We start from the raw sequence: 19,945 nt of genomic DNA on the forward strand, positions 1-19,945 counted from the left end.
CAAGGAAAACCATTCGCCGAATGGTTTTTTTACTTGAGGAGAGAGGAAAAATAACTCAACCGGCGTAAGCCATGACGGTTAAACTAATTATCCCGCTATATACGCGGTGAATTAATTATTGACAACCCTGCGTTATCCCTGTAAAGTTAAGTCAAGCAGTGAATTGAACTAAGCAGAGGATGATGATGATGGGCAAAATGAACAGTGAACTGTTGCAAGCAATCGGGGCGGTAAACGGTGCCGCCTCTCCGCTTACGTATCGTGAGGCTACGGGTGACCGGAGCGTCACTCTCGACCGGTACGAGAAGGAGGTTCTGCAGGGATTCTATTCCGGCATGGATTTCCCCCGCAGAGGAGGTGCGGGCGACAGTCAGGTGAACGAGGAATTTCAGTTTTACATCCATGAATACAATGATTTTGAGAATTCGACTCTTCGTTCACTTCCGATCGTCTACCCGAAAAGGGAAGGGAACGAGCTCAGACTGTACTTCAACACCCTTTCCGGTTTCACAATCGACACTTCTGCGTACAAGCGCATCACCGGTGCAGGTAAAGACGTTCACTGGTACATCTTCCGGAATGCAGAGGACGGGTTCCCCCATATCGGAATGGCGGATTCTGAGTATCTGACGGGGTACCCGCTTCAGTTACGGGCCGATCCCCTGACAGGAGAGCCTGATGATACGCTGTATCAGGCGGCCCTTCAAAATGTGCTGGCCGGAGAGAAGGTCGTCTTAAAATCTCTCGGATATCTGAGAAATGAACAAGTGGCCGCAACGGCGATTCAGGCGGCGGAATTCCGGTGCGAAGCGGACCCTGATCATAAAACATTTACATCCGCAGCGACCGGAAAACCGTATATGGAGGGACATCATCTGATACCGATCTCGTATCAGGGGGAGTTCGAACACTCCATCGATATAAAAGAGAACATCGTCGCACTGTGCCCGAACTGTCATCGTCTGCTGCATCACGGGACGAATGATGAGAAAGAGGAGATTCTGTTGAAACTTTGGCTCGACAGAAAAGAGGCTCTTTTTCAAAAAGGAATAAAGATTGATTTGAAGACGTTTCTCGGCTATTACATGGTTTGAGAGAGTGACGTTAACGGAACATGTGTTCAAAAGTTTCCGGATACGGTCCACACCTCTCGGACCGGAAGGGTCCGGGAGCAGACGCGGGCTGATTTTCAATAGGGTTTTGAATTCATCGTGCTCACGGATATGTCGGGGCACATCACTGAACCGATAAAACATGGGAACGGCACACTGTTGTGTGACGACGGGAGATTTGAGTCACGGGTAAAAGAAAGGCAGCAACCGTCATAAAAAATCACAGGCCTGGTGAGCGAACTCCGTGAAGACGGGTTTCTGTCAAGCCGCGCGGAGTTCCGGCATCGAGCCGATTGGAGGATACGGGGATGTCACATTATCAATATTATCCTAAGAACCGGCGTATAACGAAACATCTGGAAGGCGTGGTGGGTGTTTTTGACGAGATGGAGAGGGGAACAGCCGGTACAGCGAGAACATACAAAAGTAATGAAATACTGGCGATGTGCAGACCTGGCCTGGAGGAACTGTCATATAAAGTAGAAGACACGGGCCGAGAGACAGACAAATATATAGAGGTACCCGTTTTGTTCGGTCGGAACAACCGTCTCGAGAAGTCATTCAGGGCAGATGCATACAGCAGTGACGAGAAATCTGTCATTGAAATCGAGGCCGGCAGAGGCGTTCTAAATAACCAGTTCCTGAAAGACTTGTTCCAGGCCTGCATGATGCAGGATGTCGATTATCTTACCATCGCGGTCCTGTATGAATACCGGACCAAAAAGCCCAGTGGGGATTATCGGGTAAGTAAAGATTTTGAGACCGTCTGTAAGTTTTTCGACGCCCTCTATTCCAGCGATCGCTTACAGCTTCCTCTCAAGGGTATTTTGATTATCGGCTATGAGTCACCTGAGATTCAGACGGATTTGCCGTCAGTAATTGAATGATCATGAATAACGCATACGGGATATTCAAAATCACAGATGCGACGCATGAAAACCAAGAAATCCGGCCATTATTATTGGTTGGGTTTTTTCGTCATTTATTTGTAAGGGTTTGAGGAGCCGGTTACCTGCGTTGATCCATAAATTCAGTCAACCGAGTTTGAAGTACATGTTCTTGTAAAAGAACAGTTTTTTGATAAAAACTCTATTCTAAATATCGATTTTTTGGGAATGACTCCTGCGAGTATTGGACTTGGACCGCGCCCGACTCCACCAGTGAATCGTATATAAACACCTTCCCTCTGAAAACGGGGTGGTCTGTATGTGGATACAGAATCATGTTTTGTCTGTCTCGTAAAAGTTTGATTTGATGAAATGGCAGAAGTGAAAACACGGTTTGTTTATTGAAAATGATCATTTTTTCGAAACAAGCCCTAGGGCTTGTTTGAAACAAGACCAAGGCTTACGTGAAATAAGCCGAGATGTTGCTTGCGTGGATGCGGGCTATCATTAAGTTATCGAATGGAGAGGATGATTCAGATGGATAATTTCCAACTAGACCAACAGACGATGGACGAGATGACGGAGGTATTGCTTCGACGCCTTCCAGACCGGCTTCAAGAAGATTTTGACGACTTAAAATTTGTAAGCATGGATCTTCTTTGTGATGTGAAGGAAGGGGAATGCTTGACCCACCTTACCGTCTTTTTCAATACCAATATAATTCGAAGGAATCGTCGTACATAAGAAAAGAAATAATTGTATACATGTATATATGTATATATGTATATATGTATATAATTTTTAAAAATCTTCATTTCTGTAGCTTCATGAACAAGGACTGAACTGGCTCTGGAGGGGGAATCGTTCCATAGAGAACCGGAAGGGGGAGACGTGATGGACGAGGGGCTGCTTGATGACTATGCGTTCGAAGGGTTGGATCCGTTCATCCGGACCGTGTTCTCGGAACTGATGGAACATCCCGAGTGGATGCGGGTCGTCGACAGGGAACATGGTGTCGAGAAGGTCGTCCGGTTTGATGAAGGACGGAACTCGCCTTACTTCCGTGTGGTGATCTATCTGGATGCGGAAGAGCGTCCGATAAAGATCGTGTATCTATACGGGACATGGGTGGTGGCGGATGGGGACGTCAGTTTCGTCGTCTCAGAGCTATCGAAGGGTGTATTCGAATATGAGGTGATGCATGTGCATTGGCTCATCAAGTATCGGTTCGAGGATTGGGAAGTCTTTGAAGACGGGGCATGGGAGAAGGAATGGTGATCCGGGCTCATGCGTGAGCGTCTAGCGCCAGGAGGCGAAGTCGCTCATCGCACCGCTGCCCCCCTGACGGTCCGATAACAAGAGCTGCCGGTTCACCGCCGCATCTCTATGTTCCTGGCCCTTTCTAACGGGAGGCACGGAGCGTAAGGACAACGTCAAAACCAAGAGCGTGGGCGCGTCTCACACCACGCGAGGAACACCATTCGGCTGAATGGTGTTTTTGTTTGGTATCCATTTAGTAATTTTTAATCAATTCGAAATCGATTAACGTAACAGCTTAATTTAATACAATGTTCATGGTATTATTTAATAAAATCATCATTGTATTAAAGGAGGATATGTATGTATACGATTGACGAAGTATTTGAAATCTTATCGAAGAACAAGCTCACAAGCCATAAGGAGACGGTCCGCAACTGGGTACGAAAAGGCGTGATCCAGGCAGAACCGCTCGAGTCGCGTAAAAAAGGCTATCGGATCAGTGAAAAGGCGCTCGAACAGTTCATCAAAGAACGGATGCCTGAAGGATGGGAGCTGTATCCAGAGTCGGTGACAGGGGATGCTCGGGATGTCGTCAAGAATGAAGAAGAGGCCCCGTATCACATCGAAGTCGATGTAGAATCGATTAAAGAGAGAGCCCGCGAGGAGATGTGGTACGAGTTGCTCGGTAAATTCGTCTTCGAGGACTACTTCGTCCTGAAGAAATCAGAGGTCAAGGCTGCTGTCGAGCATATGCGGTATTCAACAGAGTTCGGAGCCGAGGTGTGGGAACGTTGCTCGAAGCATACGTGGGGGCACGCGACACCTCGAGTCCCGTACCTGCTCGATTACTTCATGTTCGAAGGGGAGCGGATTCCCTTCAACAAAGATTTCGGTGGAAGAGATGAACAGATCATCCACGCGTTGATCGAGAAAATTCGGCTCGATAAAGTGAATCGAAAGCGTAAGTGAATATGATGAATTATAAAATTTAATGCAACATTCTAAAGTTAACAAAAAAAGCCTGTAGCGCTCTTCTCACATTGACGGAACTCACCACAATACACATTCAGATGGAGGAGTTACCATGAACTCCCCATCTTACACAACCAAGCACGTTAAAGAAGCGACCTGTTCTGGAGACCAGGTCGCTTCTTTAACATATATCGATAGATTTATGCACGGCTGATTGACGCGTACTTCGCCAGAAAGGCAAGCACAAGCAAGCGCCGAAGCACGTGTAGGCTTCAACATCGGGCTGTCTATCGTCCAACGGACAAGGAGCGATCAGACGCGCACGCTTAAATCCACGGTCTTTCACATGAATGCCTAAGATGGAAGATAGCACACGAGTCTTCCGTGGTGAAAATCTTGCGCTTAATTTAGCAAACCGGTCTAAATTAAAGTAAGTTTTGAAGGGCTTTAATATTATTTGGATTTAAAGTAGATTCTGGTAGCTCATAAATAATAGTAAGTAGGTTTCTATCAGGATCATAGACGTTGAACGTCAAAAATTCATCATGGTCTTCAATTTCTGTGACTTCATTATGATTATCTTTAAATAAGTTATATGCGCTCGCTATGTCATCACACGAAAAATTAAAATAGGACACAGAATCACCTAAGAAGTCTTTAAAAACAGTTTTTGGTTCAGTGGCTTTGATAAGACAAAGAGGAACAACACAGGTCGGGAAATGAAGACTTACACCCCAGTCCCAATCCTCAATCTCCTTCATTTCAAAATAATGCTTATACCATTCTGACAATATTTTTAAATCCGTAACCGGAATAAAAATTGCCCCTACACTGAACATTTCACTGCATCCTTAATTTACCAAACAACAACTACTCCGCCACTAGCGTCTGCTGAAATTTCATATTTACCTAAATTCACTCCACTCCAATACCTCTGACCCGGACGAGCACTCCACATATATTCAGCTAAAGTAGAGGCGTTACCACCATGGAGTTCCGTAATCAATCGAGCAGCACGAGCATAATCTTCACGATCACCCATTTCAATAACTAAGACTTTTGGTCCCATACCAGTATATTGATTTTGCCCATCAATAGTAATAGAATAGCCACTGCCCGTAATTTTATAATCACTTCCATAGATTTTTTTTGCCACATCTATTGGATCAACTGTTGAAGAGACTGGAGTATATGCTACTAAATATTTTCCGTTAACCCATCCCGTTTTTCCATTAAACGTCACCTTGTACCATCCGTTATATCGTTCCGATGAAGATACGATGGTTTGCTTCGGAATTGAAACGAGCATTTTTCCATTCGTTGTGTACGTATTCTGTAACGGAGCATCCTCTTTTAGTTGATAGGCGCGAGGCGCGAACGTCTCACTCGTATACCGCAACTTCAGTTGCGAGTTTGCGACCCACCCCGTATGATTTCCATACTTCACTTGTGACCAGCTCTTGTTTATCGCTAAGCGAGTTACTTGTTTATTGGCCGGGATGCTCGTGATGGCCTTTGCTTTTGTCGAACGGGAGGCGTACATGGTGACAGTTTGCTTTGTATCGAGGACTTCTGTCTTCCTGATCTCGACCAAATCACGTGAAGCGACCCACCCTTTTTTTCCGTTATAACGAACTTCGCTCCAACTTGCTTGGACTGATAAGCGCTCCACTCGAGCGCCATAAGGGATTTTAATTACTCGTTTTGATTTAGTCGAACGGTTGACATACACGTTTGTTTTAACGTTTGCGAACATGGCTTTTGTTTGAGTACTCGCCTCTGCATGCGATATTTCTCCTGTGAAAGATAGATTCATGCCGGGTTCACTTATTAACGTTAAGCATAGTACCCCTGCAGTAATTCCTTTCAAGACTTTCATTTCACTCACTCCCAGTTTTTTATGAGTAAAATTATACCACCTATAAATTGAATAACCCATTTAATTCAATTTTATAAGCGTATAAGATAAAAGACATTCTCTTATCGTTAGAGAATGTCTATAGGAGAATAAAAACCTTCTTGAAGAAAAAGTTAGATTTTTTGCATCCTTACAATGCGCCACTCTTTTATACCCTGCTCCTGCATGTGATGGGTGACTTTTTCGATTACACGGGCCTTCTCTTTCTGGGAAAAAGTCAAAGCCTCTTCCAGCAATTCAACGTCAATCTCGAGGGTGATTTTGGCCATCCTCTTTTTCCTGCCAAATTGACGGAGCAGATTACGCTCCAAGCTGTCCATCATGTTCATCTCCTTCACCCCGTCAGAGGACTTCAGTAAGATATTGTACCAGGGATTGATCAGCTCGATGCAGGCTTCGAGTTCTTCCGGTGTCGCCTGTACGTATTCGTCCAAATGTTCAAAACGGAGAATATCTGTTTTGTAGTGGTGGTTGAGCCATTCATGAAGATGCATGGGGTAACTCCTTTTTATTTTAAATGTATCGTACATGTGAATGAGCCGTCAGTGAAGAGTCGGTGTATACGCTTTATGACATATCACACATCAGTGCTTACCTCTCCGTCTTCTGTCACTCTCTCAATCCGTTAAAAACGGTCTTTATGCTGAATCTGCATTATTTCTAATTGCTCTTTCTTCACGTCCGGATCAGTGGTGAATCGATAGCTGCTCCCTGCATACATCCATCTCTCGTCAAAGATAATTCCGTTCATGATGTGACGATACGGAATGGAAGGGCAAGACGTGTGCGCCTTCAACCAGCGTGCTGCTTCCTGTATGGATAGACACTCTTTTAACTCCGCGCCATCCTTAAAAATCAAGACCGGCTTAGACTTCCTGTTTGTTGCGCTCGGCATGCGTAACTTCATTGTGTCGACTCCCTTTCTTTAAGTACACCCTAATCATTAATGGATTCGGTAAAACGCAATATTATGAAGCTATTTAACAAATAGCAGATTATAATAAAGGTGCGTTGGATAATTTTACAATAAAATTCAAATGGAGTGATACAGGATGAATAAATTGGTCAAGCTCGGAAGTGCGGTACTTTTCAGTGGGGCGTTGTTATTGTCGCCTTACGGAGAGGTTTCGGCTGCCTCAAACATTGTCGTGCATTATATTGATGTCGGGCAAGGAGACGCCATCTATATTAAAATGCCAAGCGGTGAAGACGTAGTCATCGATGGCGGGAACAAAGGAAAGGGTGATGCCATCGTCGCCTATCTCAAGACACAGAAAGTTGATGACATCGAGGTATTGATTTCGACGCACCCGGATGCGGATCATATCGGTGGATTGGATGAAATTCTAGATGCCTATCGTGTCGAGAACGTCTACGCGCCAAAAGTGAAGCATACGACCCAGGCCTATAAAGATTTCCTTCAAGCCGTCAAACGGGAAGGACAGACTATCAAAACAGCTCAGATGGGTGTCTCACTTCCGATCAAAGGTGTGAATGCGAAGTTCGTCGGTCCGGTCAAAGCCTACTCGAACAGTGACTTGAACAACTGGAGTGCGGTCCTTCATGTCACGTACAAGAAGAACACGTTCTTGTTCACGGGAGACGCAGAACACGTTTCTGAGAAGGACATGATGGCGAAGAAGCAGACGCTCCGAGCGGATGTGTTGAAGGTGGGTCATCACGGTGCCAAGACGTCGACAAGCAGCACGTTCCTGAACACGGTCAAACCGAAGCATGCCATCATAAGCGTTGGCAAGAACAGTTATGGGCATCCGACATCCGAAGTGGTGACGAACTTGAAGCGTCAGAAAGTGAATACGCTTCGCACAGATCAGAGCGGCACAATTATCGTCACGGGGAACGGCACAAGCTACGCCGTGAAGAAATCAAAATGAAGCGACGACGAGGGGTCATCGACCGATTCGAAGGGGACTTGGCTGTCGTCGAATTCGGAGAAGTGATGGAGGATATTCCAAAATCACGGCTTCCTGAATCGACTCAGTCGGGCGATGTGCTTTGGTTTTACGAAGATGGACGAGTTGAGATGGATACAGAGGAAAAGCAACAGTTATCGAAAGAAATCGATAAGTTGATAGAAGAACTTTGGGAAGATTGAAATTAGTAACGACTTAAATCAAAAAAGATGTTGAATGACAAATATAAAAAAGAAAGAAGGCTCACTATGAATAATTTCGAAAGCGAAGTGACCGTGAGAACTGCTAAAGAGTTAAAAAAAGCAGTACTAAATAAAGAAAAAAATATCCTTGTAGAAGGAAAACTTGCAAAAAAATTAGAGCCGTTAGAAAAATTAAAGAATGCAAAAAATGGACCGGATGTCGATTCTAACACGAATCCGATGACGGCTGCTGTGGGGCTCGCAAGTGCGACTGCTATTCCAACAGGTGTCTGGGTTTTAATAATTGTTTCTCTTTCTCTAATAGTCCTTTTTGCGCTTTATAAAAACTACGATATGGAAGTGAGTAAGGGAGACGCCAAAATGAAGTTTACTCGAAATGAACCTAACAATAAGGCTACTTAATAAGCGTCTTAAAGTACCAGGAGCCACAACATATGATTAATTCATAGTATGGTTTATTGTTATAGCTCCTTATACTTAAATCAAACGTTCAATATTCAACAGAGCTGTTCTTGATAAAGACTTTTTTTCATTTTCGAGCAACACATCATGCCAACAATCTTCAAGCGATTTTAGAAGTGGCTTTTCCAGTTTATTGTTCTTTTCCAAATCGTGAAGAGGATGAACGGTTCTTTCTGGATCAAAGTGACCGCTAATCAATGGCTGATTTGGTAACGCGACAGTATAGGCGACAATAGCATCTTCAGAAAAGTCATGATTGTTAGCAATACCGAACTGTTGAAAACCGAATCCCTTACCATGAATATACATGAGCGGCCCATCGACGCGATTCATCTTCAGGTTCGTTTCGAGGACCGCTTTTGCGTTCAAATAGGGCTCCACCTCCTCAGGGTACACATTTTGTACGGCATGCACCTGTTCATAGAGATTGAGGTCAGCGTCTTTCCATCCCATGTGTCGGTACAGCTGTTCAAGATATTCGATTCGCGTTTTTTCTCTCTCTTGCTCCAAGGTATGCACCTTCTCGAGATGTGATTCAATATGGTCGAGGAAAGTTGCGGACGTCTGGTGAACCTCCTGCAACAGCTTTTCTTTGTCGAGGAGCTCCTTGTCTTTTGTCCAACCGGCCAAGTAAGACAGTGAGAAATCATCCGTCGGGAACCCAAGTTGATGTGAGACGACATAGGCGACCATCTCGGCTTGGAACTCCTTCTCGGGTGCTGTGAGCGGTTGGTCTCGTTCAAGATTCCGTTCCTGGTTGTGGAGCTCTGCGTGGGCGAGCTCGTGGATCAGGACGTTGACGTCCTCAATCGATGTGTTCCGCGGGTTCAAGGCGATCGCATGCAGCTCCGGATAATAACAACCCTTCGCCGTCCCGATCTCGTCGAGCGGTTCCTCCAATAGCGTCACATTCCGGGCATCCGCGAGCGTCTTCAAGGCGTCACGGATGTCTTGTTCGTTCTCGATTCCGCCGTCACGGTGATACCGTTTAAAGATGTCGGAGACCTCGATCCCTTTCTCGCGTGCGTCGGTCTGCGTGTACTCGAACACATGACCGATCTTGAAGTACATCATCTTACGTGACGGGATGCGTCCTTGTTTCACGCCGTCTTTGACTAGCTTCGGTGCCTTGCTGAGCGGTACCCATTCATCTTTGTGCAGGGCATACGTCACTGGGTTTGGGACGAACACCTTGATGCCACGTTCACCTTTTTGTACCTGTGCGCCCTGCTTCTCCCAGAACGGATAAGAGCCTACCGCGACCGCACCGGGAAATTGGGACTCGATCAAGACCGCGTTCCGCATCGAGTATTGATGGAACTTGCCGAGGAACTGGAGATGTTCCCGAATCTTTTCCGGGCTCTCGAAGTAGCTGTCGATCTGTTTTCCCATCTGTTCGGTCAAGGCCTCGAGCTCGGCCTTCCGTTCTTCGTTCGTCTTCATCTTGGCCATCGTGTCAGACTCCTTCCTTCAACAAGTCGGTGACAGATTCATCACTATCCACAAAATCGTTCAGTTCACGCTCGAGGTGTGGCGACGTTTCCGGGATGTCGAGTAACAGCTGTGTCCGCTCGAAATTGACGGGAAGCAAGACGATCTCGTCTTGCGAGATGGCGGTCAAAAGTTGGCGCTCGGAAACGGACACCGGGATGTCGTACCGTTTTCCATAGATGAGGACCGTGACGGTGTCGGGTTGAAGCGTCAACAGTTGCCCCATCGTGAAGGGACGGTCAAGTGGTCGCATAAGGTTCATCCTCTCTCAAAAGTTAGTGTGTCCTTCTTCTGTTTTTGGTGCTCGATGCGTTCCTGGACGACACGTTCCGCCGTCGCGAGGAACGTCGGCTTGAACTGATCCGTCGTCATGATGTCCTCGATGCCCTCGGTCTGCATGAGTGCCTGCAGGAGCTCTGTCAGGATTTGCCCATGACGATCAGAGCGGTTCGCGGCGAGCCGAATCCGCTCGAGTTCCGTCGACACTTGGTCGTTCATCAACTCCTCGATATGACTTGTAACCTGCGTGCTGATCGAGCGGGTGAGGAACTGCATGTCCCATTTCTCGTCGGCCAGTTGTCTATGCTCGTCTGCGATGTGGTCGATGACCTGGCCGAGATGGCCGAAGCGTTTGTCGTCGGCGAACTCTTCCAAATACGCGACCGTCTCCGGCTTCAATCGAAGGCGGATCTGTCTCAACTCTTCCATCGTCCTCCCTCACTTTCCATATTCGATGTCCCGTTCCAGTTGTTCGAAAGCCCGTTGATTCTTCAGGTGTTCGAATTCGTCGTTCATGTGCCGTCCAATCCGGTACAGCGATTCGTTGAATAGCTTTTGTTGGTTGAATGCACGTCTGACCGGATGTTTTGGGGCTCCATTTTTCTCAACTATCGTTTGTTCTTTTGACAAGTCGCGCATCTCGGAGAGGATGGCATTCCCCATCCGGGTGTAGAGGTCCTGTCGCTTCGTCGTCCGGTAACGCTCAGCCTTCTCCGTGTCGCCGTAGCTACGACGATGGAACGACACCTCCTGCTCGAGCCGCTCGTTGAAGGCTTGAAACTCTGATTTGAAATGAATGTCGATATAGCGGTCGGTCAGACGATCGAGCGATTCACGGAGCGGCTGCATCCCGTTCATGTTGTATCGCCACTGTCGTTTGTCTTCCGGCAACCGCTCATAGATGTCCTTGAATTGACGGACGAGCTCGGGATGCAGGACACGGTTCGGGAGCGTTGGAATCTTCCGGTTCCGTTTATGGGCGACCAGTTCGTCTCTTATGAACGCATTCAGTTTCTCCTGTTCTTTCGTCCGGTCGGCGAGGGAATGGATGACCTTCGACTTCATCAGCTCGATCGATTTTGGTTTGCGTTTGCCGCGCTCGCGCATATGGCTCGTCTCGACGATGGCGACATGAACGTGGATGTTGTCGGTGTTGTAATGCACGGCGCCGGTCCAGTAGGCATGGACCATCTTTTCTTTTTGGAGCATCGCCTCGACCGCGTTCCGTGTCGCCTGGATCAACCGTTTCTCGTCGACGAGGTCATCGTGGAGCACACCGGTCTCCCGTAGCCAGGCGTTATCGAACGAGATGACGTCCTGCCAGAGGATGCTCCCGTCCGCTTGTGCGTGTTTGAAGATGTCACGGACGGTGCGACGCTTTTCTTGGTCCAACCGGTCGTCCTCGCGTGTGAAGAGACCGCTCGATTTCGTCTCGTCTTCCATATAGTCGTGATACGTCTCGAACTGATCGGGGCTGTCTTTCGCATCCGGTCGATTGATGTAATCGAGGTATGTCGTGTAGCGACGTGACTTCTTTTTTGTGCTCGGCACCTTGAACTTCGACTTGATGACGACGCCCGGTGTCTCACGCATCCTGCATCACCTCGTTCAACAAACGGGTCACCTCGGCGAGCTCGTCTGCGCTCCGTTTCAGGTGGAGCGTGTTCGCCTCGAGCTGTCGTTCGAGTCGCTCGACCTGTGTCGATTGGATGCCGTTCGCACACCAGGAGGCGAGCAGTTCTTTCAAGTATTGTTGCCGGGAGCGGTTGTGTTCCTTCGCCCACTCATCGATTTGCTTCACGATGACGGGGTCGATGTCGCGGAGTAACAGATTCATCTGTTTGACCACCTTTCTAGAGGCTGTACATTGCTGAGGTCCTAAAAGTTCGTTCAAAGAGCATAAGGGGAAACTGCTATCACTTGTCGTGATAGCCCAGGCAGAGCCTGGGGTTTCCGTGATATCACCAAAAGTCCGAAAATGGCACGAAATGTGCCAGTAAAACCAGCGATTTGGCACGAAATGTGCCACTTAAATCGACAGTTCCCGGAGCCGAACGCGCAATTTTTCGTGCTTTTCTTCGAGCGCTTCGACCGATTGTTCGAGTTTCTCGAGCTCCAGATTGAGCTCGTCACGCTTCCGACTGAGGTCGAAGATCTCGTTCTCTTGTTCGACCTGTTCGTCGAGCGAGAGGTAGGGGAGTTCTCCTTCGAGCTCCTCTTTGTCACGGTCGAGTCGCTTGATCTGTTGCCGCTGTGCTTCGACCGATTGTTGCGCTTTTTCTAATTGTTGCTCTGTCTCCGCGAGCTCGTCCTCGACGAATAGTCTCGTGAAAGTTGTCTCGTCAGATGAATTGTGACTCGCCTGTTCGATGGTCCGACGGTCGGCATAGAGGGATGTCAAAAGACTGTTCTCCCTTTCCTCGGGTGTGAGTGCGTCGATTGATTGTGACTCATCCAATCCGTAGATTCGGACGGCGAGTTGGTCGAAGTCGTTCGGCACGTCCTTCAATTCGAGCACGTATTGGTCGTTCCGTTCGTACAGCAACGTGACTTCCTTCTCGGAATCCGGACGTACCTTATAGACATAGCGGAAGACATGATTGTTTGTGTTACCCGGTGCGTCATCGAGCGAGAGTCGGATGCGCATCGTCCGCTTTTCCGTGTCATAACTCCAGGCATGGAGCGTCACAATTTCCCCGTTCGAGAGACGGATTGCCTCGTTGATTGGCGTCTCATTGACTGGTGCCTCTTCAGCAAAGAAAAACGACGAGGTACCGAAGAAGAGGAAGCCGATGACAAAGAATACGCCGAGTCCGAGGTAGAACCGGGAGACGTTCTGGGTGAGACGTCGCCGCGTTTGTCGTCGCATCTAGATTCCTCCTTCCGGTGTCAGGTCTTCCATCTCTGTGACGACCAAACGTCCGTTGATGGACTCGAACGTCAGGGCCAACAGTTCTTGCGTCGTCTCTTCATAACCCGTCTCGGTGATCAACAGGTCTTGTTCGAATCGCACGAGGCAATCTTCTCCGGAGACAGAAGGGAACACCTCGATGTCGCGGACGATCGTCTCGAACGTGCCGACGTCACTGCCGTCAGCGGCGAAGAGCGTGGCCGCGAGTTCCTCGGACATGACACCTTTCGCCTGTCGTTTCTGGGTCGTGTAACTGTCCTTCGTGATGGTAAAGGCATACTCGATGAAGCGCGTCGCGCGTGTCACCAACTCTTCCATTCGTTCCGTCTCCGTCGAAGCGACGACTGGTGCAGTGTCTGACGGCGTATTTTCGGAGGTTGCCGATTCAGAGGGAGTGACGCTCTCATTTTTCGTCTCGCTCGTGTCTGAAGTACTCGTGACAGCCGTCGCTTGTTGATAGAAAAAGACGTTCGCTGCGATCGAAATCAGGAGCAGTACCCCGAACAGATACGCGAGGTGACGTGCGGTGAAGTTCATTCTTCCTCCTCCTTTTCATACATGCATGACTTATAATCCGAAGACCGGGGCGGGATCGATATGACCGGACCATTCAGCCGTCTTGATCTCGAAGTGCAGATGGTTCCCGCTCGAACGGCCGGTCGTGCCGCAGTACCCGAGCGCTTGCCCAGCGTCGATCTGTTGACCCGTTTGGACGCCAAGACGACTCAGGTGCGCATACGCCGTAATGTAATTGTCGTGCTGGACCTGGACGAGATTGCCGTACGGTCCGCGGTTCCCGCTATAGATGACGGTGCCGCTCTTGACCGCGTGGATCGTGTCGGACGGGGTGCAACTGAAGTCGATACCGGTGTGGTTGTCCCGTTGTCCGAAGACGACGCGCCACCCGAAACGCGATGTCACGTTGAGCGGGATGGCGAGCGGGGAACGTAATCCCGACAACAGTTCTTTCGTGATAATCCCATCGGCGACGGCGACCGGCGCGAGGTATTTCAACACCGCGTCGACGTATTCGATGTCCCCGTAACAGGCGCCGTGCTGGACCGCGCTCGGGCGATGACAACGATAGATACCGGTGTGTTTCACGCGTTGGTACATCATTTGGGAGAACGAGATGGCGAGCTCTTTCGAGTACCGTCCTCCGTTCTGTTGCACATAGTCAATAAAGCCGCCGCCGAAGTTGTAACTCTGTAGCGTGAGCTGCACGTCACGGTTCGCCCGTTCGAAGACGGAGGCGAAATGTTCGACGCCGTAGACGATGCTCTCCTCGGGGGAGGTGATGCATCCAATGCGTCCACACTTCGATTCGCTCGCCTGCATCGGGTCGTTCCCGCGTCCGCCACTCTCCTGCATCATGAGCGCGAGTACGAGGTTCGTTTGTTCGGCCAGTCCGTGCTTCGACAGTTCCGATTCGACCAAGGCTCGATATTGGAGCACCTGGTCGCTCACTTGAAGACCGCCCGCCGTGTCGAACGTGACGTCGGTCGGTAGTTCGTTCTGGACACCTGTGAGCGTGTCGAGGATGCCGACGACGAGGATGACAAGGAACAAGACGAGTGCCGCGATGCCGAGCAGGATGAGTCGCCACTTGAGCGTCACGAGCTGCCATTTCGCTGTGACGGCGAAGCGGGCCGTCCGTTTCGCGGCCGCCCACATCAGGCACCTCCACCGAACAGGGCGAGCTCCTCGGGCGCGACGTCGACGTCAAAGATGAGGTTCTGCACGCCCGAGATGCTGAGGACGACACGCCCCGTCTCGAGCGAGGGGATGATCCGCATCTCGGAGTTCGAGAGCTGCCCGTCGAACACCGTCTGGATGATCGGGATGCTCTCCGCGTCCTGTTCACCAATGATCTTGTATTGTGTGAGCTGGAAGAGCGACTTGACGTTCTCTGCGTTCTCGGACTTCGATCCGGCCGGCACGAAGTCGGTGATCAGATGCGACACGAAGAAGATGCCGCCGAAATACTTGCGCGCCTCGCGCATGCAGCGTTGTAGATACAGGATGGCCGGCTGTGCGATGTCACGCGTATTGATCAAGTGGTGCGCCTCATCGATGACGATGAGGTACTTGCATGCCTCCTCGGTTCGGAGCACGCCCTGGTTATAGGCCTTCAGTTGACTTGAGCCGTTGGCAATCATCCCGTCCCACAGCATGTTCATCAAAGAGAACACCTGCGCTTGGAATACCTCGTCGCGCAGGCTCGTCAGGTTCCGGATCGGGAACGACACGATGAGCTCCTCGTCGAACCGGTCAATGGAAGAGTGTCCGTCGAAGATGTTGCCATAGTTGTGGACGAGGTTCGTGACGGCGAGCTCGATGTTCTCGAGACGCCGTACCCGGTTCGGACTGATCGCCTCCTTGATCGAGGTGCGTGTGTCGTCCGTGTAGAGCTCACACCGCACGAGTTTTAAGAAGTCGGAGAACGTCGGGTACCGGCTCGCCGGATGCGTCGTGATCGGCAGTTCGCCCTGTTCGTCCCAGAGCCCGTGCCGGACGTACAAGTCCCGGAGCAGGATCTCGAACTCGTTCGTTTCTTCCTGTGTCGCCGCCGGGTTGATGTAGTGATAGAACACGGCCATCTTCGACAGATGTTGCATGAACGAGAGCGCCTCGTTGGCGCTGCCGTCGTTATTCGTCACGGTCTTATAGACATGGAGCGGATTGATGAGACCGGCCGCCCCGTCGAGCGCGATCTCTTTCCCGCCGAGCTGCCGCACTAGGTCGGAGAACTCGCCCGTGACATCGAGGATGCGGATCTTGTTGCCCTTGATCGCTTGGTCGAGAACCGTCTTCTTGAGGAGCGTCGACTTCCCGGACCCCATCTTGCCGATCATGAGCGCATTGTAGAATTTGCGCTGTTTGTCCTTATGGAATAGGTCGAAGATGACGCTTCCGTTCGTGTCGGTCGTCCCGTAATACGTCCCGGTCGCGTCCTGGAGTGACGTGAAATGGAACGGATAACCGCCGGCGATGGAGAGGGACGGGATTTCTTTCCCACGGCGCCGGTTCGGGAGCTTTTGTTGCTGGTCATAGCTCGTGAACAGGCTTTGCCACTCCCATTCCTGTTCGTTCAGGAAGATCGTCGAGCGGAAATTCCGGGCCTCGAGCTCTTCCATCACTTCCTGTACTTTCACCTCGAGCGCGTCGAGCGTCTTCGCTTTCACATAGAGACGCAGATGCAGATATTTCATCGTCTCGCCCTGGGTGATCTGTTCATAGAGTTCGTTCAGTTCCTTATACGTCTCCCGGGCGTCGATGCGGTCGATGTTGTCCTTTGCGTTCTCGAAGCGCGTGTTCTGTTCGGCCATCGACTTGTTGATAGTCTGGATGATCTCACGCTTGTCGGCCGTCCCGATGTCGAGCGTCGTCAAAACGCCCGGCATGTTCAAAATCGGTTCGAGCCAGTAGTCATAGACGAGCGACTGATATTTATAGACATGGAGACAGGACAGATAGCCGTCCCCGAGCCGGACGAAGTTGGCGTCGAATCGGATGCCACCTTGCGGCTGGATCTTGGCAATGACGTCGGGGTTATAGCCTTTCTCGATTTTGACGATCTCCGGGTCCTGTTGTTTGGACATTTTGTCACGCAGGCGCTGCCACATGTGCGTCACTCCTTTCTTCAGGCGTCTAGTTGCGGTTTCGTGTTCGGGTTGTTCAGCTGATAGAGCACATGGACCTTCTGGTCGAGCGTCAGCTCGCGCATCGGGTTCGAGCGGCGGAGCAGTTTATAGAGGTGTGTCTTCCGTTCGCGTAGCGTCCGCTCGTCGTCGGCATAAAAAAAGAGGAGATAATCGCGATTGGTGCGATGCTCCTCGAGGTATTCAAGCTCCTGTTTCTTCTTCAACAAGAAAGGCAGGTAGGACGGTATCTGATTTTGTCGAATCTGTCGTTCGATGCTGATTTTCTGCCGCTCGAGACTGAGTGGCGTGTTCAGTGGCACGACCTTGAGCGGGTGCGTGTACGCCTGCAGGAGATAGGCAAGTGAGAACACGTCATGGTCTTTTTCCTCCTCGTTCAACGAATAGATGTCCTTCGAGGTGAGCTGGACCATGTCGAGATAAGTCCCATCCCGCATCTCGAATGCATCATTCTCGGTGATGTCGACAATCGGCATCAGTTCGGCTACCGTCGGTTTGACGACGACCTTGTCTTTGACCTTCCGTTTCTCGACCACGTCCTGTTCGTCGAGCCAAGTGACCGTAGGTCTCGGTCCCTGTAGCGTGTCTTCGATGAACGCCATCTCACTCACGTCCTTTCGTCTGCGCGTCGAGCGCGAGATAGGTGTCTTTGCGTTTGATGAGCGCGTAATAGAGCGCGTGGACCATCCGCTTCTTCGGATTGGTCGCCGGCCGCAGTACCATGAACAGCCCGAAGACGACGAGGAAGACCGTGAACGGGATGTGCAGCACGGGCGGGATGAACGGGAGCGTCACGAGCCGAAGCACGATGAGCCCGACGAGGAACAGGAAATCGTGCAGATAGAGCATCTTGTTGATCTTGAGCTCGGTCGTGACCTCGTTCGGGATTCGGTATTTGCGCATGGGTCATCACTCCTTCTTCTTGATGTTGTCAGGTTTAGGCGGCGAGGTCGGATAGATCCGTCGCGTTTCTTCATGATTCTGACTATGACGGTGCGTCTGGGTCTCACGCACCTGTTCGATGACCTCGGTCTCGACATCGAGTACGGTGTCCTGATGGATGGTCCGTCGGGCGCGTCCTTGGCGTTTCTCTGTTGCGGTATCACTCGAGTCCGTCGCAGATGACGAGGATGAATCGTTTGAATGTTGGGCCTCATGAGGTGTCGGTGACGTCGATTCGTTTTGACGATGGTCTGGTCCGGATGTAGTATCGGTGGACCCGGTGACCGATTCGAGAGTCGACGAAACCGGGACTGGAGAATGACCAGAGCTTGAATGATCGTGAATCGATTCCGGTCTTGGTGTCTCCGATGACGTGGTTAGATGGTCGGGTCCACGTTCGATATTTGATTCCGGATTCGTCGCATGGATTGATTCTGGAGACGTGCGGCCCGACGCTTCGTTCACGTGTTGGGAACCGTGCACTTCAATCTCGGATTCTTGACCGTTGTTTGGTTGCGCATCGTTCTTCGGAATTGTCGGTCTCTCTTTGTCGGTCTGCGTGCGTCTGGCGGTTTGATTCGCCTGACCGAACCCATCTGAATCGGTTTGACTCTCGGAGTCCGCTCTCTGTGGAGCTTGGTTCGCCGCACTAAGCGGTGAACCGTTCTGAGGAACGGAGTTTGAATCCATCCGTGTCGTCGCGGCCTCATGGAGCGACGGCATCTTTGGTGCGCCATGCGCGGCACGCGCGACCTTCGAGACCGCGTGGGCACCGGCCGAGGTCATGCCTTTCCCAGCGGCATAGGCGCCGAGCGCGACACCCCAGCCCCGTTTGAGCCCGGCATCGATTCCGAACAGCCGCTCGACCATGTTCGGCCCGTCAATCAAGGCGACCGAGAAGGCGATGAGGGCGATCAGATAGGCGAACCCGTCCAACGTCTCCGCGAGATAGGCGGTCCCAATCGTGTATAGCTTGATGGAGACGAAGATCAGGATGATCACGAGGAACGTGTTCAAAATGCTCTGGATGACCTTCTTCGTCTTTTGACCACTGTGCAGGTCGGCAGGTGCGACGAGAATCGCCAAAACATAGTTAAAGGCGAGCTCGAACGAGAGGCGCGCCAGTTTATAAGCGATCGAGAACAGCGTGAAGCCCATGATTCCGAGTGTCACGAAGATGGTCAACCAGTTCGGCTGATAGCGGTAGTAATATTGGTTGTTCCACTCAACGCCACCTTGGTCGAGTTTCGAGGTTCCCATCGTTTCACCATTCCAGGTTAGTTTGGACTGAGAGATTTGTTCGCCAGTACTTCCCAAGCGAAATTCATTACTATCGAATACCTCGTTGATATCGATATTTCGTAAATGACTTTGAGGCAGAGAGTTCAAAGCCTTACCTTCCAAACCGGAAAAATCGTTTCGGTCATATTCAATCAAATCATGAATGTTTTCTCGTAAAATCTGATTTGATATCGATTCACCGGAAGAGTTTTCGCCAGAGTTTTGAGTTGTGAAATCAATCGCGGTATCACTGAATTCACTTACTTGCGTCATCGTTGGAGATAATAGTCCGAGAATGAGCAACGTGATAAACAGATTGATTAAAAATCCTTCCCGATCAAATTTCTTTTGAAAAATGATGAGGTAACCCGTGAATAGGAAGCTAGCAGCTAAAAGAACGTACAAAAAAGGTTGAATCGTAGAAACGAATTCAACCACTTGAGAGTTATTAAAAAATGTTTTAGTTAGTAATATGCTGTCAGTCACTTTTTCAAGTCCATCAATCAATGCTGCTAAGCCACGTATTAAAATCCAACCCATTGAGCGGAGGGCATCCAGTACCAGTGTACTGAGACTAAGGATATCAGTGAACTCTTGTAGCTTATTTACGACTTCGTTATCACCCATAGAA

Annotated in this window: 23 protein-coding genes; 7 read left to right on the forward strand and 16 right to left on the reverse strand. The window is 49.9% G+C overall.

Translation table 11 applies throughout. The annotated features are described in order from the left end of the window. Window positions 1-188 precede the first annotated feature (188 nt). From DI14_RS15090 to DI14_RS10770, 4 genes are all read left to right on the forward strand, one after another. A complete protein-coding gene (locus tag DI14_RS15090; RefSeq protein WP_051622690.1) occupies window positions 189-1,094 on the forward strand; it encodes an HNH endonuclease in 906 nt (301 codons plus the stop codon). 326 nt (window positions 1,095-1,420) lie between these two features. Next, on the forward strand, window positions 1,421-1,999 hold the full coding sequence (locus DI14_RS10755) for a hypothetical protein (RefSeq protein ID WP_051622691.1): 579 nt from the start codon (window positions 1,421-1,423) through the stop codon (window positions 1,997-1,999). Window positions 2,000-2,893: 894 nt separating this feature from the next. Then, window positions 2,894-3,277, forward strand: coding sequence for a hypothetical protein (locus tag DI14_RS10765; RefSeq protein WP_034808418.1), 384 nt, complete (start codon window positions 2,894-2,896; stop codon window positions 3,275-3,277). Window positions 3,278-3,619: 342 nt separating this feature from the next. Continuing rightward, window positions 3,620-4,228: a helix-turn-helix domain-containing protein gene (locus DI14_RS10770; RefSeq protein ID WP_034808420.1), complete on the forward strand. Its 609-nt coding sequence runs from the start codon at window positions 3,620-3,622 to the stop codon at window positions 4,226-4,228. A 428-nt stretch (window positions 4,229-4,656) separates the two neighbouring features. Here DI14_RS10770 and DI14_RS10775 read toward each other — a convergent pair whose 3' ends face one another. The 4 genes from DI14_RS10775 to DI14_RS10790 form a co-directional block, all read right to left on the reverse strand. Then, the gene (locus tag DI14_RS10775; protein ID WP_034808422.1) at window positions 4,657-5,070 is read right to left on the reverse strand and encodes a VOC family protein; all 414 of its coding nucleotides are present in this window, start codon (window positions 5,068-5,070) and stop codon (window positions 4,657-4,659) included. 17 nt (window positions 5,071-5,087) lie between these two features. Further along, window positions 5,088-6,110: an SH3 domain-containing protein gene (locus DI14_RS10780; protein WP_034808424.1), complete on the reverse strand. Its 1,023-nt coding sequence runs from the start codon at window positions 6,108-6,110 to the stop codon at window positions 5,088-5,090. Between the two features lie 152 nt (window positions 6,111-6,262). After that, window positions 6,263-6,643 carry a hypothetical protein gene (locus DI14_RS10785; protein WP_034808426.1) on the reverse strand — a complete coding sequence of 127 codons (381 nt, stop codon included), beginning with the start codon at window positions 6,641-6,643 and terminating at the stop codon, window positions 6,263-6,265. 131 nt (window positions 6,644-6,774) lie between these two features. Then, window positions 6,775-7,056: a hypothetical protein gene (locus DI14_RS10790; protein WP_034808427.1), complete on the reverse strand. Its 282-nt coding sequence runs from the start codon at window positions 7,054-7,056 to the stop codon at window positions 6,775-6,777. A gap of 145 nt (window positions 7,057-7,201) precedes the next feature. Here DI14_RS10790 and DI14_RS10795 point away from each other — a divergent pair, with 145 nt between their 5' ends. From DI14_RS10795 to DI14_RS10805, 3 genes are all read left to right on the forward strand, one after another. Continuing rightward, the gene (locus DI14_RS10795; RefSeq protein WP_034808429.1) at window positions 7,202-8,044 is read left to right on the forward strand and encodes a ComEC/Rec2 family competence protein; all 843 of its coding nucleotides are present in this window, start codon (window positions 7,202-7,204) and stop codon (window positions 8,042-8,044) included. Further along, complete coding sequence (locus DI14_RS10800) at window positions 8,041-8,265, forward strand: DUF3006 domain-containing protein (RefSeq protein WP_034808432.1); 225 nt, start codon at window positions 8,041-8,043, stop codon at window positions 8,263-8,265. Before DI14_RS10795 ends, DI14_RS10800 begins: the two co-directional genes overlap by 4 nt. 66 nt (window positions 8,266-8,331) lie before the next feature. Continuing rightward, the gene (locus DI14_RS10805) at window positions 8,332-8,688 is read left to right on the forward strand and encodes a hypothetical protein (protein ID WP_034808434.1); all 357 of its coding nucleotides are present in this window, start codon (window positions 8,332-8,334) and stop codon (window positions 8,686-8,688) included. A gap of 75 nt (window positions 8,689-8,763) precedes the next feature. On the opposite strand, the gene DI14_RS10810 is transcribed toward DI14_RS10805, so the two are convergent. The 12 genes from DI14_RS10810 to DI14_RS15105 form a co-directional block, all read right to left on the reverse strand. Further along, window positions 8,764-10,200: an ImmA/IrrE family metallo-endopeptidase gene (locus DI14_RS10810; RefSeq protein WP_051622692.1), complete on the reverse strand. Its 1,437-nt coding sequence runs from the start codon at window positions 10,198-10,200 to the stop codon at window positions 8,764-8,766. 4 nt (window positions 10,201-10,204) lie between these two features. Beyond that, complete coding sequence (locus DI14_RS10815) at window positions 10,205-10,492, reverse strand: hypothetical protein (RefSeq protein ID WP_034808437.1); 288 nt, start codon at window positions 10,490-10,492, stop codon at window positions 10,205-10,207. Window positions 10,493-10,497: 5 nt separating this feature from the next. Next, the gene (locus DI14_RS15095; protein ID WP_051622693.1) at window positions 10,498-10,947 is read right to left on the reverse strand and encodes a hypothetical protein; all 450 of its coding nucleotides are present in this window, start codon (window positions 10,945-10,947) and stop codon (window positions 10,498-10,500) included. Between the two features lie 9 nt (window positions 10,948-10,956). Beyond that, window positions 10,957-12,111, reverse strand: a complete 1,155-nt coding sequence (mobP2, locus tag DI14_RS10825; protein WP_034808439.1) for a MobP2 family relaxase — start codon at window positions 12,109-12,111, stop codon at window positions 10,957-10,959. Next, complete coding sequence (locus DI14_RS10830; protein ID WP_034808440.1) at window positions 12,104-12,355, reverse strand: hypothetical protein; 252 nt, start codon at window positions 12,353-12,355, stop codon at window positions 12,104-12,106. The genes mobP2 and DI14_RS10830 overlap by 8 nt, the downstream gene beginning before the upstream one ends. Window positions 12,356-12,547: 192 nt before the next feature. Continuing rightward, the gene (locus DI14_RS10835) at window positions 12,548-13,387 is read right to left on the reverse strand and encodes a hypothetical protein (RefSeq protein WP_034808442.1); all 840 of its coding nucleotides are present in this window, start codon (window positions 13,385-13,387) and stop codon (window positions 12,548-12,550) included. Beyond that, window positions 13,388-13,966 (reverse strand): hypothetical protein, encoded by a 579-nt coding sequence (locus DI14_RS10840; protein ID WP_034808443.1) that lies wholly within the window; start codon window positions 13,964-13,966, stop codon window positions 13,388-13,390. Between the two features lie 30 nt (window positions 13,967-13,996). Then, window positions 13,997-15,103, reverse strand: coding sequence for a lysozyme family protein (locus DI14_RS15255; protein ID WP_081825889.1), 1,107 nt, complete (start codon window positions 15,101-15,103; stop codon window positions 13,997-13,999). Next, entirely contained in the window at window positions 15,103-17,055 is a 1,953-nt protein-coding gene (locus DI14_RS10850; protein WP_034808445.1) for a VirB4 family type IV secretion system protein, read from the reverse strand. The genes DI14_RS15255 and DI14_RS10850 overlap by 1 nt, the downstream gene beginning before the upstream one ends. Before the next feature lie 17 nt (window positions 17,056-17,072). Further along, window positions 17,073-17,693 (reverse strand): hypothetical protein, encoded by a 621-nt coding sequence (locus DI14_RS10855; protein ID WP_051622694.1) that lies wholly within the window; start codon window positions 17,691-17,693, stop codon window positions 17,073-17,075. Window position 17,694: 1 nt separating this feature from the next. Next, window positions 17,695-17,994, reverse strand: coding sequence for a DUF5592 family protein (locus tag DI14_RS10860; protein WP_034808447.1), 300 nt, complete (start codon window positions 17,992-17,994; stop codon window positions 17,695-17,697). 6 nt (window positions 17,995-18,000) lie between these two features. After that, window positions 18,001-19,941: a pLS20_p028 family conjugation system transmembrane protein gene (locus tag DI14_RS15105; RefSeq protein WP_369792712.1), complete on the reverse strand. Its 1,941-nt coding sequence runs from the start codon at window positions 19,939-19,941 to the stop codon at window positions 18,001-18,003. Window positions 19,942-19,945 lie beyond the last annotated feature (4 nt).

This window comes from Exiguobacterium sp. AB2, assembly GCF_000696055.1.
GTDB lineage: Bacteria > Bacillota > Bacilli > Exiguobacteriales > Exiguobacteriaceae > Exiguobacterium > Exiguobacterium alkaliphilum.